17 protein-coding genes are annotated in these 15,866 nt (G+C 44.4%); all 17 read right to left on the bottom strand.

Annotated features, from left to right (window positions below):
* Nucleotides 1-117: 117 nt before the first annotated feature.
* The 17 genes from EHS13_RS17720 to EHS13_RS17640 all read right to left on the bottom strand — a co-directional run bounded on the left by EHS13_RS17720 (nucleotide 118) and on the right by EHS13_RS17640 (nucleotide 15,784).
* Complete coding sequence (locus EHS13_RS17720; protein WP_155701644.1) at nucleotides 118-633, bottom strand: hypothetical protein; 516 nt, start codon at nucleotides 631-633, stop codon at nucleotides 118-120.
* An 85-nt stretch (nucleotides 634-718) separates the two neighbouring features.
* Complete coding sequence (locus tag EHS13_RS17715) at nucleotides 719-1,291, bottom strand: GNAT family N-acetyltransferase (protein WP_155701643.1); 573 nt, start codon at nucleotides 1,289-1,291, stop codon at nucleotides 719-721.
* A gap of 43 nt (nucleotides 1,292-1,334) precedes the next feature.
* Nucleotides 1,335-2,735, bottom strand: coding sequence for a sulfatase family protein (locus EHS13_RS17710; RefSeq protein WP_155701642.1), 1,401 nt, complete (start codon nucleotides 2,733-2,735; stop codon nucleotides 1,335-1,337).
* Complete coding sequence (locus tag EHS13_RS17705) at nucleotides 2,732-4,135, bottom strand: sulfatase family protein (RefSeq protein WP_155701641.1); 1,404 nt, start codon at nucleotides 4,133-4,135, stop codon at nucleotides 2,732-2,734. Before EHS13_RS17705 ends, EHS13_RS17710 begins: the two co-directional genes overlap by 4 nt.
* Nucleotides 4,132-4,689, bottom strand: a complete 558-nt coding sequence (cysC, locus tag EHS13_RS17700; RefSeq protein ID WP_264373601.1) for an adenylyl-sulfate kinase — start codon at nucleotides 4,687-4,689, stop codon at nucleotides 4,132-4,134. Before cysC ends, EHS13_RS17705 begins: the two co-directional genes overlap by 4 nt.
* 19 nt (nucleotides 4,690-4,708) lie before the next feature.
* Nucleotides 4,709-5,704, bottom strand: a complete 996-nt coding sequence (locus EHS13_RS17695; RefSeq protein WP_155701639.1) for a Gfo/Idh/MocA family protein — start codon at nucleotides 5,702-5,704, stop codon at nucleotides 4,709-4,711.
* Between the two features lie 27 nt (nucleotides 5,705-5,731).
* The gene (locus EHS13_RS17690) at nucleotides 5,732-7,165 is read right to left on the bottom strand and encodes a sulfatase family protein (protein ID WP_155701638.1); all 1,434 of its coding nucleotides are present in this window, start codon (nucleotides 7,163-7,165) and stop codon (nucleotides 5,732-5,734) included.
* 30 nt (nucleotides 7,166-7,195) lie between these two features.
* Entirely contained in the window at nucleotides 7,196-7,996 is an 801-nt protein-coding gene (locus tag EHS13_RS17685) for a sugar phosphate isomerase/epimerase family protein (protein ID WP_155701637.1), read from the bottom strand.
* A gap of 21 nt (nucleotides 7,997-8,017) precedes the next feature.
* Nucleotides 8,018-9,007 (bottom strand): Gfo/Idh/MocA family protein, encoded by a 990-nt coding sequence (locus EHS13_RS17680; protein ID WP_155701636.1) that lies wholly within the window; start codon nucleotides 9,005-9,007, stop codon nucleotides 8,018-8,020.
* Between the two features lie 51 nt (nucleotides 9,008-9,058).
* Entirely contained in the window at nucleotides 9,059-9,823 is a 765-nt protein-coding gene (locus EHS13_RS17675; protein ID WP_155705410.1) for a DeoR/GlpR family DNA-binding transcription regulator, read from the bottom strand.
* Between the two features lie 47 nt (nucleotides 9,824-9,870).
* Nucleotides 9,871-10,692 (bottom strand): sugar phosphate isomerase/epimerase family protein, encoded by an 822-nt coding sequence (locus tag EHS13_RS17670; protein WP_155701635.1) that lies wholly within the window; start codon nucleotides 10,690-10,692, stop codon nucleotides 9,871-9,873.
* Nucleotides 10,693-10,697: 5 nt separating this feature from the next.
* Entirely contained in the window at nucleotides 10,698-11,177 is a 480-nt protein-coding gene (locus tag EHS13_RS17665; protein ID WP_155701634.1) for a hypothetical protein, read from the bottom strand.
* A gap of 1 nt (nucleotide 11,178) precedes the next feature.
* Entirely contained in the window at nucleotides 11,179-11,559 is a 381-nt protein-coding gene (locus EHS13_RS17660; protein ID WP_155701633.1) for a hypothetical protein, read from the bottom strand.
* Nucleotides 11,556-12,581 (bottom strand): ABC transporter ATP-binding protein, encoded by a 1,026-nt coding sequence (locus EHS13_RS17655; protein WP_155701632.1) that lies wholly within the window; start codon nucleotides 12,579-12,581, stop codon nucleotides 11,556-11,558. The genes EHS13_RS17660 and EHS13_RS17655 overlap by 4 nt, the downstream gene beginning before the upstream one ends.
* Nucleotides 12,578-13,615: an ABC transporter ATP-binding protein gene (locus EHS13_RS17650; protein WP_155701631.1), complete on the bottom strand. Its 1,038-nt coding sequence runs from the start codon at nucleotides 13,613-13,615 to the stop codon at nucleotides 12,578-12,580. Before EHS13_RS17650 ends, EHS13_RS17655 begins: the two co-directional genes overlap by 4 nt.
* Nucleotides 13,616-13,628: 13 nt before the next feature.
* Nucleotides 13,629-14,789, bottom strand: coding sequence for an ABC transporter permease (locus EHS13_RS17645; protein WP_227013975.1), 1,161 nt, complete (start codon nucleotides 14,787-14,789; stop codon nucleotides 13,629-13,631).
* Nucleotides 14,786-15,784 (bottom strand): ABC transporter permease, encoded by a 999-nt coding sequence (locus tag EHS13_RS17640; protein WP_155701630.1) that lies wholly within the window; start codon nucleotides 15,782-15,784, stop codon nucleotides 14,786-14,788. The genes EHS13_RS17645 and EHS13_RS17640 overlap by 4 nt, the downstream gene beginning before the upstream one ends.
* Between the last annotated feature and the right edge of the window lie 82 nt (nucleotides 15,785-15,866).

The following is a 15,866-nucleotide window of genomic DNA, read 5'->3' as shown; positions in this document are numbered from 1 at the left end:
TACCAATTGGAAACACTTAAGTGCATTCCAATTGGTCAAGGTTGGAGGTGTTTTTTTAGTTTAAATCCTGATAACATCTGTTTGTTCTAATTCGTTGTTGTCGTAACATTATCCCATTTACTTTCCAATAGCCTTCCTAGCCGCTATGTGTGCCATTTTATGCAGCGGATTATTCTTTTTATGTTTGCTTATGTATTTGACTGTTACATCGACCTCGGGAAATCTTATTTTCAGATTATCAAGAGACTCTGTGATTTGGTTCCTAATCGCTTGGTAAAGGGGCTTGGAGGTATGATTTTTTAATAATAATCGTGTTATACAACTGCAATCTGTATATAAAACAGCGAATTTAGGAAGATACTCATTTAATACTTCTCCAAGAATATCAAGGCTGTAAAAAATCGCTAATAATTCACCATAAATAGAATCCCCTAAATGCTCGAAGGATATTTTTTTAGCCGTCACATTAATCGCTCTATTATAAACAAGACAGCATGCTAATCCGCAATACTTAACGTCATCGTGACCGGAGAAATCACAATATAAGTAAATCGTGCCTTTGTTGATAATAATTTGTCTTAGAATTGGAATGGCATATGCCCTTTTAATTAAGGTTTGATGTGCAACTTCCATGCCCAATCCCCTCTACTATTGCCTCATTTTTATTTATTATATCTCTTACTTTCTTGCTTTAATCATGTATAGCAACATCTCTTTATTATACATCCAACACTGATCTTAAAATAGGCATCGCCTTTTCATAATCATTTTTGTAATGGCCAAAACTCTCTTTTTCAAGAATTTCAAAACCAGCCTTTAGGTAAAGTCCTATAGCTTTGTAGCTCCAGGTTTGTGTATGTAAGTAAATATCCTTGTCACCTTCCAAAAGCAGTAATCTATTTAGACACTCTGAAACCAAAGCCTTCCCCAGTCCTAAACCTTGATACTCATTTTTCACTGCAAACCAATGGATGGATGGATGTCGTACTTCTCCAGTTAGGTTCCACCAACTAGTGATTGTGCCTATCTCTTCACCGTCTTTATTCTGTATAAACAAAAGCCTCCGTTTTAGCTCATCTAAAAAAGGCATATATTCAGTCCGAAAATAAGCAAGGCCTTGTTTTGTATTTTCAAATTCACCTACAGCTGCTTCAATCTCTGCCCATTTTTCTTCATCGTTAGGAGTATACCAAGTAAATTTATATCCTTCAGGTAAAGAATAATTAGGCAAGGCAATACCAGCACTACGCTTCATGATCACATTGTAATAAGGTATGGATTTATCTAACAATGCCTTTCCCCCTCCTACTTATATTCTATATGTTTATATGCGATTACTTCTTCCTTCCTAGCAGTAGTTGATCTCGCATCCATTGATTCTGAACTAAACCGTCTCCGTCTTGATACAAAATGTCATATAAACGTTTGCGAAGTTCTTGGACCACATGACTGTTTGATGGATGCGAAATGACATTGTGCAGCTCATTTGGATCCCTTTGCATATCGTAAAGTTCGTCCACATCCGTGGTGTTCCACACATACTTCCAATCCCTCGTTCGAATCATGCGCTGGGTGTAAAGCCCGAATTGCTGTCCATTATAGGTAGCCACAACCTCATCTCTCCATGTTATCTCATTCGTAGCTTTTAGCAAAGGTTGTATGGATTGCCCGTGAAACCGGTGATTGGTTGGCAAAGGTGAACCACTGAACTCCAAAAGTGAAGGAGGCAAATCGAGAAGCGGATATACGAATTCATCACAATAGCTGTTTGGAGCTATAACCCCAGGCCAACGCATAATCAATGGCACCTTAACGACGTCCTCATACATAATGTAGTGTTTATCCATCATCCGATGCCCACCGCACATATCTCCATGATCAGAAGTGAAAATAACAATTGTATTATCACTTTCTCCTAACGTATCCAGCTCCTTTAAAATGCAGCCCAAAGCATCGTCCAATTGGCTGATAATCGCGTAATAACGGGCGACAATTGGCGCCCAATCCTGCCAACCATAATGAGCAACATGCCAGTTTCGCAGCTGTTGTTCTTGGATATAAGGCTTATTGGCAAAAGTCTCCACAAAGCTGCCCCACTCCGGAATACTATCCGCTGAATAAAGATTAGCGAACGCTGCTGTGGGGCGGCATGGGAGATGAGGCTCCTTGAAATTAACACGAAGGTGCCACGGAGATCCGGATCTAGACAGCTGTTGGAGCAGCTCCGAGGTCATTCGTGCTGTTTGATGGGTTCGTGTATCTGCCAATGGTAAAGGATCTATTTCTCCAAATAACTCATTTGCGTAAGCTAAGTCTGGATAACGTTCCGTAATCCAAGTTTGATAAATTTGCTCGCTATTCACATATACATAATAACCATAAAAGGTTGGATCGTAGGTGGGATGTACATCCCATTTACCTATATAACCATTATAGTAGCCCGCACTTTGTAAAGATCGTGCCCATGAATAGGCAGCTGGTTCCAAAGCACTTACTTTTAAACCAAGTGAAAAATTCCAAAGTCCGCCGAATGTTTCAGGCCGCTGGCCACATATGAAAGATTGTCTTGCCGGGCCGCATACTGGGATATGATTATAAGCGCTGTTGAACCACATTCCTTCTGAAGCCAACGCATCGATATGAGGTGTAATAACAGGTGCCATGCTGCTGAAGCCAAGACAATCATATCGAAGCTGATCGACCATGATGATCAGGATATTGGGTTGATTCTTCAAATGGAGGAACTCCCTTCATGACTTGCCGCTATAGCTGCATCATCGAAACGTTCCCGACAGGGATTCTCCATCCATTGCGACCAAGTAAGTCCGTATTGCCTCAGAATCTCGTTAATACGGTTACGAAATGGGAGACCTGCCTCAATCTGTGTAGTCATGGGATCCACTTGTCCGTTAAGTATTTGGGCAACCCATTCATCTAGACGATACTCAAGATCATCCGCCATAAGGGTACAGCTTTCGGCCACATTCAGCGTTTCCTTTGGATCGGAACGCAGATCATATAATTCTCTTCTAGGACGTACAAATGGTCCTGAATCTAATGTTCGTATAAATTTGTAATCCTTCGTGACGATTCCTCGGCTGGCCTGCCATGCGCATTCGCTCAGATAAATGAAATCGCGAGTGCCGTCTGCTTCCCCCCGGATACTAGGCCATAGGCTGCGTCCATCCAAGGAAGGCGGTAATGTGATACCTGCTGCTTCGAGTACTGTAGGCATCATATCTACCTGCTGGACAAGGCCAGTTACTCTGCGCCCAGACGGAATACGCCTTGGCCACCTCATCAGCATTGGCACATGAACTGTCGTTTCATATAATCCGCAATGATCCCAATAAATATCATGTTCTGTCAGACTTTCTCCGTGATCCCCGAACAAAATGAGCAGCGTGTCATCGTAAAGTCCCTCTTCAATTAGCCGTTCGTCGAGTTCACGTAGTCGATCATCCAAATATCGAACTTCAGCATCATACAGGGCATTCATATACGCGGCATCGGTTACAGGACCCAGAAGATCATAGTGATGATGCTTGAAAAAAGGGTAAGCCGCATGATTATATGCAGCTTGCATACTTTGATTAGCAGGGTCATAAGGGTTCTGACCCTGCTTATAAAATTGTGGAACATAGGATTGCGGCGGCTGATAGGGGGTATGTGGGTCCCAATAGTGGAGAAACAGGAAGAAATTATCCTGTTTATGTTCATGAATCCAAGGAAAGGCTAGCTTATTTACCGTTTCTCCATCTATACCGCGCTTTTTTCCGACGGAGTTGATGTAATACCGATATCCTCTAGCGAACCATTCCTTCAATTGGTATAAGTTATCGACTGCCCCCGTTGTGAAACCATAATTTTGAAGCAGGGAAGGCAGCCAAGGTTCTTTTTTCGGCAAATGTGTCAAAGGGGATCCATGGGCTACAACCCCTGTTCGTAAACCAACTTTTCCTGTAAAAATACCTGTATGCGCCACTTCTGTAGGAATATCTGCGGCATACGCTCTTTCGAAGAGCACACCATGAGCAGCAATTTGATCCATATAAGGTGAAGTAGGCTTATTGTACCCATAGCAACCAAGACGGGACGCCCGTAGCGTGTCTAACGAAATAAATACAATATTCATACAGGCTCACCCCGTACCGATTTGGTCGTCATATAATCCATTATTAAGGCAACATTGTACTGGAGTTCATCCTTGTGTGTACGGATAACGATATCGGACTGTTCAGGAATATCATAAGGATCACTGATCCCTGTAAATTGGGAGATTTCTAAGTTTCTTGCTTTGGCATATAGCCCTTTAACATCACGGCGTTCACATACTTCCAATGGACAATCGACGAATATTTCGACATATCCAGGAATCTCCGTGCGAGCAAGCTCTCTCATTTCCTCATAGGGGGTAATCACGGATACAATAACCGTAACACCGTTTCGTGACAATAAACGGCTTAAATAAACGATTCGACGAATATTATCGATTCGATCCTCCCGACTGAATCCAAGCCCTTTGGAAATGGTCTTACGAAGATCATCCCCATCAAGCAGTTCTACTTTCCCGCCATTTAATTGTAGGGTTTCAACTAAAGCACGAGCCGTCGTTGATTTCCCAGCCCCGGAGAGCCCTGTAAACCATAAAACTAGCCCTTGTTCGTTCATAACCTTCCTCCTTTGGATCGGTCATTACGGCAGCATTTTAGGAAACTGCAATCACTGCACCGTTTGAAAGATGAGAGCGAATAGCTGCTTCTATAATTTCTTGAACAGCAAGAGCATCAGCGCCAGATGCTTCGACCAGATCGGGTGATACACCTTCCTTCACTTGGCGGATAAAGACGTCTAACCTCATTCGGAAAGTATCCTCAAACCCCCGCATGCCACCCATAATGGAGTTGCGATAAACACGAAGCTCTTCCTGTTTGTGAGGGTAATAGGTAAGTGATTCATAAACATTATCGAGCACGAATCTCCCTTGGTTTCCAGCGACTTCACAAGCTTCGATCGAATGCCCCCCAAACATGTCATAGCTTCCCATTAAGTGACCAACAGCGCCAGAGGCGAACTCCAAATTAATAGAGGCGGTTGACCAGACAGACCTGCCTGGTGCTCGTGTCAGAAAAGCTTGAACCCTGCGAACATCACCGGCAAAATAACGCATTACATCCAAAGAGTGCGGATGCAGCGCACGCAAGTGAATCCATGGACTCGATTCATTGGGGTTACCAATCGTCAGCTTCATATTCACGAAAAGCATATGTCCTATGTCGCCTGTATCGATCCATTGCTTTGCCTTTTGCGCTGCAGGAGTGAAGCGATGATTGAGATTACAGCCGAAGCGAACTCCATTATCCCTAGCGAACTGGACCATTTCTTGGGCTTCTTCGATGCGATTCGAAATCGGCTTCTCGACTAGCACGTTTTTGCCAGCTGCGATTGCTTTCATGACAGGATCCCTATGATGGGATCCGTTCTCTATACCGCCTGTTGCAACACTAACGATATCTATCTCTTCACATTCCAGCATCTTATCTATATCGTAATAAGCTTTTACATGAAATTGAGCTGCAACTTTGTCTGCAAGCTCTTTGTTTAAGTCACAAACTGCTATCAATTCAACATCCAAGTGTTCGGCATAGCAGCGGCAATGAATCCGCCCGATATGATTCACACCAACAACAGCTACTTTTAGCATGAATGAAACTCCTCCTATCTTCACCTATTAAGCAGACGACTGTTCAGCAGTATCTACCTCCATAGTGGAATCCACCTCTTCGTCCTTGGTCTGCAGCATTTTTGCTGATCTCGGTGATCCAATATGCATCGAATCGAAAGCTTGTTGAGATGTTTTAAAAGGTCCGCAGCCGAGTCCATGCCAGTTTAGATTCGTGTAGATCGGATTCTCACGGCCTGTTTGACTTTCCCGCTTAGCGATATGAGTTTCTATTCGAGCCAACAAAGAAGCAACAATGTCTGGCTCTTTATCGACAACATTCAGAAGCTCATCAGGGTCACGAATCAAGTTATACAACTCGAATGTTGGTTTGAAATGCAGATCAGGCTCTAGAGCCACGATTAGCTTCCATTCCTGTGTCCGCCACCCGTGCTTACGCATCCAAGTACATTCTGTGAGATACATTTCGCTCTCTGGAATCTGCAATTTACCTGCTACTAAAGGCATTAAGCTGCGGCCGTCAAAGGGAATATCGCTTTCGATGCTTAGAAGTTCAAGAATCGTTGGCATAATGTCCTTAATTTGCGTGACACTAGACACTCTTTTCCCTTCTGGCAGCTTCCCAGGGAATCTGAGAATCAGAGGAACACGCAAATTGGTTTCATATAAACCATGATGATCGTAGTAACAGTCGTGTTCATTTAAGGTTTCACCATGGTCTGAGGTGATGACGACAAGTGTATCTTCCTCGAGTCCCAACGCTGCAAGAGAGGTGAAGATCGCTTGAATGCCTGCATCCATATAAGCAATAGCTCCATCATACTGTGCATCAATATAACTGCTATCCGAACATCCTTCTGGGAACCAGGAGCTAAAGTAATCAGCAAAAGGTTTAAACTTATATAATTCATCCAATGAATGGTTATCTGGATCACACTCGTTACCCTCATAAAATATTCGCTCGAATGGTTTCGGCGGTAAATAAGGGGAATGGGGATCCATATGGCGAAGAAAGAGGAAAAATGGTTTTCCTTCCTCTTTCAGTCGCTTCAACTCAGGAATTGCAACCCGGTTCATATTGTCTGCCTTCGGACTTCTGCCCGTATGATCGGCGCCCCAGCTTTCGTAATCCAAATAGTTTTGGAAACCACGAGATGATGGGTTTCCGGTGAATCCAATACAAGTCGTGTTGTAGCCGTTCTGCTCTAAGAGTTCAGCTAACGTCGTCACATGTTCACCGACATCACCCCCATGCCGAAGTGCGACTACATCCGTACCGAAGCAATCCATGCCAGTTAACATCGAGGCATACCCGGGAGTCGTCGGGATACTTGGGGAGAAATGTTGTTCAAATAACACACCTGTTTGACTAAATCTGTCGATATGCGGCGTCGTAAGCCTCTTATAACCATAACCGCTCATGTGGTCCCTGCGTAGGCTATCAATTCCTAGCAGCAGCAAATTAGGTAATTTAGGTGTCATACCTCTATCTCCTTATCGTTCAATTCGGATTTATCTCGCTCCAGACGAACGGAGCACGGCATTCAAGTAGCCATAGCTTTCAGCTGCAACTATAGATACCTCAGTAAGTGAGTGACCATTAGCACCGATAACCTCCAGGCACACCGGACCGTCATACCCGCTGTCAGCAAGCACTTGACAATACCCAATCAGATCAATGTCTCCTCGACCGCAAGCTTGCTTATCAATTGACCCGGGACCTGCCTGTCGACCGCTGCAATCCCGAATATGAATGTGCTTAACGCGTGATATAACAGCAGGCAGCGCCTGTTCCGGATTTTCACCAGCGCGATATATATGGCTTGGATCCATGTCAATTCCGAATGAAGAGTCGGCGATCGACTCCATAGCACTTAACGAGGTGGACGTATTGTAAATAGATCCACCTACATGGGCTTTCACACAAAGTGTAACACCATATTCTCCTGCTAATTTGGCCATACGAGTCAGCTTTTCAATCGTAAACTGGAGGTCTTCCTCCACATCTGATTTACCGCCAGGACCGACATTCACAATTGGAATGCCCAGTTCAGCAGCTGCTTCGAAAGCTAATAACAGCCTAGTCTCGTTGAGTTCCGCTACTTCCATGGACAACAGCTTGAGCTGATGATCTGCTGCGATCTGCTTGATTGCTGCTGCTTGCTCGCGCCACCGATCAAGCTCGATATGCTCACACATCCCTTTAATCGCGGATAATTCAACACCGTCATACCCGCAAAGCTTAATATGCTGAGCCGCAGTAGCGAAATCGAAATCCTTGAATAGGACCGAATTAATACCTAATGAAATCATACATTATTACCCCCTTTATGCTTAGAGTTCGACGATACTAGATGTTTCAAAAGAACGAATAGCCGCTTCAATGATCGATTGTGCTTTCAGCGCTTCTTCACCGGAACCATTAATTTGATCGTAAGGCACCTTAGCGTCAAGCTGTTCAATCCAATCGCTGATTCGGCTTTTGAACGTTTCATTAAAATTGCGCATGCCCCCCAAATAGCTATAACTCTCCGTTGCAATGCTATGACGAGGGTAGTACGTCAATAGCTCGCATGCATCATCCAAGACAAACCGCCCTTTGGAGCCAACGACTTCGCAGCGCTCCAAACCATAACTAGCACCAGCATCATAGCTTCCAACTAAATTGCCGATCGCGCCATTCTCAAACTCAAGCATCACCTGTGCATTGGACCAGATCTTACGACCTTCTCCCTTCATCATGAAAGCCGCCACTCGCTTCACATCTCCGCAGAAATAACGGATCACGTCGAAGGAATGAGGATGGAGCGCCCTGAGGTGAAACCATGGAGATGTCTCAACAGGGTTGTTAATCCACATTTTCATATTAATCATATGCAATTGACCCAGTCTGCCTTCCTCCACCCATTCCTTAGCCCTAAGTGCAGCCGGCGTAAATCGGTGGTTTAGGTTAACGGCAAAAGGCAGCTGCTTCTCCTTGGCTAGAGCCACCATTCGCTCTCCTTCATCAATCCGATTCGAGATCGGCTTCTCCCCAAGGACAGGTATATTTGCAGCTAGAAGCTCCATGGTGGGCACATAATGCTCGCCCCCATTTTCCTCGCCCTTCGTCGCCATCGAACAGGCATCGAGATGAATTCCGCTTTCCAGCATCTCTCGCACACTATAAAAGGCTTTGCATCCGTACTTTGCTGCGGCCGCATCTGCCTTCTCTTTCACAATGTCGCAAACGGCAACAAGCTCAGTCTTTGCGTGCTCCGTGTACACATTTGCGTGTATGGTTCCGATGTTTCCGATCCCAACGACTCCGACTTTTAATGTCATGTTCATGCCTCCAACCATTGGATTTATCGATCAAGTTTATCGTTATTCACACTAGGATGGCAGCTGAATGACGTTGATTGATTTACGCTGAAGCAGTTGAATATTATCAATTGGTGTTTGGCTATCTGTAATCAGATGATGAATTTGATTCCAACCACTTATCATCGTGAACGCCTGCATATCGAATTTACTATAATCGGCAAGCACGAATACTTGCTCTGCCATTCCGACCATTATTCTTTTGACCCGGGCTTGCATCTCATTGGATTCACTTATTCCGCGCTCCATATGGACGCCTTTACAGGAAATAAACGCTTTATTGACGTGATATTCTTCCAAGGCATGTTCCGTAAGCGGCCCCACGAAAGATAGTGAATTCGGCACGAGGATGCCTCCTGTGCTGATGACACTCACGTTTTTTTTCTCACTAAGCACTAGTGCTACTTTCAAAGAGTTGGTAATGACGGTTAAAGGAATATCGGGTAGTTCCGCTGCCATGTGCCAAGTTGTTGAGCTCGCATCCATAACGATCCGATCATTAGGCTCCACATACTTGAGCGCCTCGCTAGAAATGCGCTGCTTCTCCATAACATGTATCGTTTCCCGTAGTTGGTAGGACGTTTCCGTCGTTTGCGGATGGAGCCGGATCGCTCCACCATAGCTGCGCAGCAGTCGGCCTTCATTTTCTAGCCGGTCCAAATCACGGCGGATGGTCTCTTCGGTTACCCTGCATAATTGACTAAGTTCAGTCACACGCATGCTTCCCCGTTCATTAACCAGCCGTAGAATGTGTTGATATCTTTCCGCGACCAGCATCATCAAACACCTCCTGAACCCCAGTTTTCCAACATTCCCGAATACATTTACCTGCTTCGATCAAATGCCAATACTCGATCTCTTATTTCGCAAAAATTATTGATGTTAACATACTCTAGAATAAATGGCACACCTTCCGTATGCTGATGATACAAATTTAGAAATGTATGCCAATCCATATCTCCGTCCCCCACGACACGGCCATAGGTATCATTTACTTTTCGATCTTTTCCATGAAAATAAGCAATATGCGGGGCCAAATACCGGAACATCTCTTCCTCAGAGCTATTTGCAATCAAATTTGCCGGGTCTAGAAGTATCTGTACATGGGGTGATCCGACCTGCTCCAGAAAATCGGCTGTCCGTTTGGCGCTAGGGACTACATCAAGTACACAAGGCTCGAGTGCTAGCTTTATGCCATAATGTCCGGCACGTTCTCCTAAATAGCGCACCTGCTGTACGAGCCGCTCGAAAGCAGTTTCGTATGTATCTGCATGAATACCGCGTTGGCCAGGGATAAACCCACATTCGGTTGCTACAATTGGTACACCGTTTAATGCTGCAATTTGCATATGACGTTCAAAATACTTTAAATTTTGTTCCAGCTCACTTTCATCCGTTTCCAGCAGATTAGTAAAGACGCCAATGGAGGCAACTTCAATATTGTGCCTCCTGTATGTTTCAACAATTTCACGGCTGCGTTCATCGGTAAGATCGCTCAAGTCACTTCGTCCATTGTATCGCCAGTAGTTGGAATCCGTTTGTGAGAGACATAGCTCGGTCCAAGTAAAGCCACTTTCAGCAAGTAGAGCCGCCACTTCTTCATTCGTTAAATGAGGAAAGCTGCGTGAGACAACGCCAATTCGCATGATGGCTAGCCTTCTTTCTCTATTTTAATTTTTTGAACAGCTTGATGCCGAGCTGACATAACTGCCAGTAAGGTAAGCAGAATCGCAGCCGAGCCTTCAATAAGCAATACCTGAATATTGGAAGGAACCAATGATGACCGAATTAGTAAATTCGAAAGCAGATCACTAATAAAAAGGATCCACATCTGTATGGAAAGAAGCCTAGCAATTGACTTCAATACCTGTTTGGCTATCACTTTTTTTTTCAAATACCATTGGCTATAGTAGACATTTGCTAACCATATAATGCCGAGCAGGAGAAATGTGATATTATCAATCCCTTGCCAAGCAGATGGCTTAACTTCAAAAAATGCAAGGAGCGACAAAATTAAACTTCGCAATGCCAACCAATTATATATGCCCAACACAGAGGTTAAGATGGTTAACCCAACAGAAATTAACCCTGCCGTAGGATGCTTTTGGTTCATTTCACGAATGGTATTCATCTTAATTGGCCTCCCTCAAATCACATTCAACCCTTTGAAGAATGCGCAGAGTATGGTTGCGGGAATCTTCATTTTGAAGCAGATTCGTTTTCTTCACATAAGCAGTTAACTTAGAGATTTTGTTTAAATAAAACCTTCTCGATGCTCGCTGAACTCGTTTTAACCTCACTTCATCTCCAAGCTCTTGCCATCTAATCATGCGCTCTGTATATTTAGTCGACCATTGCTCAGGAATCGTACCCGTAGCAGTCAACGTTTCAAGATCTCGCATTTTTCTGCCAATTATTAGGTCTAACAATACCCTCATATACCACATAGATCCCCACATGATGAGACAAAGAAAGCCGAAGAAGATCAATAAAAGCACAAGAATATAAGTCATATTCCAACGGCTCCTCTCAATGGAAGCTCACCTGCGAAATGACAAGCCGCATAATGTCCATCGCCTACCTGCTTTAATTCTGGCGATTGTATTTTGCAAATGTCTTTCGCATAAGGACAACGGGGATGGAAATAACAGCCTGTTGGAGGGTTCGCAGGGTTCGCTACTTCGCCTGGCAATATAATACGGTTTGATTTCTTACGCGGGTCTGGAACAGGCTTAGCAGACAAAAGCGCCTCCGTATAGGGATGTTTCGGAGAGGCGAATAAATCTTGGGTGGAAGCTGTTTCCACCATTTTGCCCACGTACATTACGCCGACGCGGTTGGATATATGCTGTATGACACCAAGATCATGGGAAATAAACAGATAGGATAAATCCAGCTTTTCTTGCAAATCCTGCAACAAATTAATAATCTGCGCTTGAACCGAGACGTCAAGGGCTGAAACAGCCTCGTCACAAACTATGAATCGTGGATTAGTGGCGAGTGCTCTTGCAATACCAATACGCTGCCTCTGTCCTCCACTAAACGCATGCGGGTAACGTTCCAGATGTCGACTGTTTAAGCCAACCATCTCCATGAGTTCAGACACGCGCTCTCTCAATGCAGCTCCATGTGCCAAACCATTGCATACGAGAGGCTCGGCGATAATGTTGAGCACAGTCATCCGCGGATTGAGCGACGAATACGGATCTTGAAAGATCAGCTGCATATCGCGTCGAATGGCTCGCAATCCCTTGGAATCCAGGGCTAAGACGTCGAGCATCTGACCGTGGCGATCCCGGAATAAGATGGATCCTGCTGACGGCTCAATTGCCCGAAGAATACAGCGCCCGAGAGTCGTCTTACCGCAGCCTGATTCCCCAACCAAGCCGAACGTTTCTCCCGGCCTAATATGGAACTCAACGTCATCGACTGCTTTGACATAACCTACATTTTTTTGTAGAAAACCTTTTTTTATCGGAAAATATTTCTTCATATATCTGACATCCAAGATCAATTCATCGGTTTGAACACTCATGAGACCACCTCAATTTCCTTATGTTCGGCTTCGACCATTAAGCAGCGGACCGTGTGACCTTTGGAGACTTGGATCAGAGGAATATCGCTCACATTGCATACACCATCGACGGCCAGCTTGCAGCGAGAATAGAAGCCGCAGCCTTGAGGTAAATTCATCGGGAACGGGACCGTTCCTTCGATGGATTCTAGCCGTTTATTCTCCCTTCCGATGGCAGGAATGGAGTTCATAAGTGCTTTCGTATACGGATGCTTCGGATTATAGAATAGGGAATCTACATCGGTATACTCGACAACCTTCCCTAAATACATGACAGCAACGTCATCCGACATCTCCGCAATAACGCCTAGATCATGTGTGATGAAAATAACAGACGTATCATTATTAGACTTCAAGTCATTAATGAGCTGAAGCACTTGTGCTTGCACGGTAACATCAAGCGCTGTTGTCGGTTCATCCGCAATTAGGATGGATGGGTTGCATGACAATGCCATAGCGATCATCGCCCGCTGCCTCATACCACCTGAGAGCTGATGAGGATATTCGCTTAAACGCTGCTCTGGATTGGACATTCCGACTTTTTTCAATATATCCACAGCTATTCGATAAGCTTCCTCTTTATCCTCAGTGGCATGAAGCAGAATGGCTTCCATAATTTGATTTCCGATGCTATGAATCGGGGAGAACGCTTTCATTGGTTCCTGGAAAATCATTGCGATTTCCCCGCCCCTGATATCCCGTATCTCCTTACCTCGAGGGTTGAGGTTCGTCAAATTAGTCGCTTCATTCTTGTGATTTGCATCGTTACGATACAGATTAATGTCACCTACTACCTCTCCTGGCTTAGGAACAATCCGCAAAATCGCTTGAGCGGTGACACTTTTTCCACAACCGCTTTCGCCAACGATTCCTAACGTTTTTCCACGTTTAATTTGCAGGTCGATCCCATCCACTGCCTTTAGCACACCTTCATCCAAATGAAAGTGAACTTTAACATCTTTCATTTCCAATATGATCGCATCATGTTCTGACATTAGCTCCACCTCTCTATTTATAAGGGTCTGCCGCATCTCGTAGTCCATCCCCAAGAAAATTAAACATCAGAACCGTCATAATAATAAACGCCGCTGGCCACAACAGCCATGGATGATGAGCCAATGTTTCCAGATTCTGCGCATCTTGCAGCAGCACCCCCCAGCTAACAACCGGAGCTTGAAGTCCAATGCCAAGGAAGCTTAAAGCCGTTTCTCCTAATATGGTTCCAGGAATAGAAAGCGTGACGTTCACTATAATGTAGCTGGCAAATGAGGGCAGCAGATGCTTCCGAATAATCCGGAGGTCACTTGCCCCGGCTAATCTAGCAGCCATCGTAAAATCTTCCTCACGAAGCGACAATATTTTCCCCCGAACAACACGGGCAAGTCCCGTCCAACCAATGATTGAGAATATAATGATGAGTCCAAAATAAGTTTGCAGCGCCGACCAATCCCTCGGTAAAGCAGCTGTCAATGCCATCCATAACGGAATTGTTGGTATACAGATAAGTAAATCAATCGTTCGCTGAATAATGGTATCTGTAACACCACCCAAATATCCGGATATACCTCCAAGCAGCAGCCCGAGGAAAAGTGTGAGTACGATACCCAGTAAACCGAACGACAGGGAAATCCGCGCCCCGTAGAGAATACGGGAAAATAGGTCATGCCCAAGCTTATCAGTACCCATAACTATGAGCGCTTCTTTTGGATCTTTCAGTCCAAATAAATGCCTATCCATTGGAATCAATCCCCAGAGCTTATACGATTCGCCTTTTGTAAAAAAATAAATTTCAAATTTCTTTTCAGGATCTTCAGAAAATGTACGTTTAAACGTATCCTTGTCGACTTTTTCAGTCAGCCCGTACACGAAAGGCCTCAGTTGAAAGCCTTTGTTCGGATCGACGAAATGAATGCTTTGCGGTGCCGCATTCTTATATTGGGTATACCTGGAATCTTGTAGAGTAGGTGCCAAAAATTCGCAGAATATGGCGACCAGATAAAAGATGATAAGCATAATAGCAGAGAAGACAGCCATCCTATGCTTGATGAATTTCCACCACATAAGCTTCCATTGCGAAGCAACTTCATAATCATTATCTGTCCCTCTTTTATTTTGCTGCTTAACTTTCGGTCTGCGTAGTCGATTCATAATCGTCGTAATTGCACTCATTCTTCAACACCCCCGAAGCGGATTCTAGGGTCGACAAAAGCAAGTAAAATATCAGATAACAGTGTCCCAATGACCGTCATCACGCTAAGTATGAGCAAGAAGCTTCCCGTTAAATAAATATCTTGGAACATTAAAGCCTTTAAGAGCATTGGACCTGTTGTCTGTAAGTTTAAGACGATAGATATGATAGCTTCACCTGAAATGAGTGCAGGCAGTGTCCATCCAATAGTGGAGATAAGTGGGTTAATGGCCATTCGAACTGGGTACTTAAAGAGCAGCCTGCCCTCTGAAACCCCTTTTGCACGCGCTGTAATCACATACTGTTTCGACAATTCATCTAGCAACATCCCCCTGGTAATCCGAACCAATGAAGCCGTACCTGACATTCCGATAACGACCACAGGAAGGATCAGCCTTGGCAGCATGTTCATGATCTTGGCCATATCCCACGGTGCATCGACGAATTGAGGCGAGAATAGCCCTGTTATAGAGACACCAGTCTGTGCGAATATAAAGTAGACAATGATTAAGGCAATGAGAAAGCCTGGCATAGCTAGCCCAATAAAACCTATAAACGTAAACACATAGTCAAGAACGGAGTATTGATGAGTAGCTGAATAGATGCCAATAGGGATAGCTATAACCCACACAAAAACAAGGCTTATCAGTGAAATGATAACAGTCAATGCTAGTCTGGGACCTATAACATCAGCGACTGGTTGATTCCATTGGAAGGAACGACCCAAGTCACCGTGAAGCAGAATATTTTTCATCCAGAAGATATATTGGATAATTAACGATTTATCTAGGCCATATTGCTGCTGCAGGTTAATGACTGTACTCTCAGAAAGAGCCGTGCCAGCTTGCTTCATCTGCGCAATGTATTGCGTCAAGAAATCCCCGGGAGGAAGCTGAATAATCACAAAGACGATAATACTGATTGCGATTAACAACGGGATGAGCTGCAGAACACGGTAGGAGATATAATTAAGCATGTGATTCCTCCTTCCAGAATAAACACTGTCTACAATAATGAACCTTTGGGTTCGGACGAATTCATTGCAACCATCCGAACCC

The sequence above is a fragment of the Paenibacillus psychroresistens genome, assembly GCF_009728935.1.
GTDB classification, from domain to species: domain Bacteria; phylum Bacillota; class Bacilli; order Paenibacillales; family NBRC-103111; genus Paenibacillus_AC; species Paenibacillus_AC psychroresistens.
Note: the sequence above shows the minus strand (reverse complement) of the source record. Positions and strands in the feature narration are given on the sequence as shown.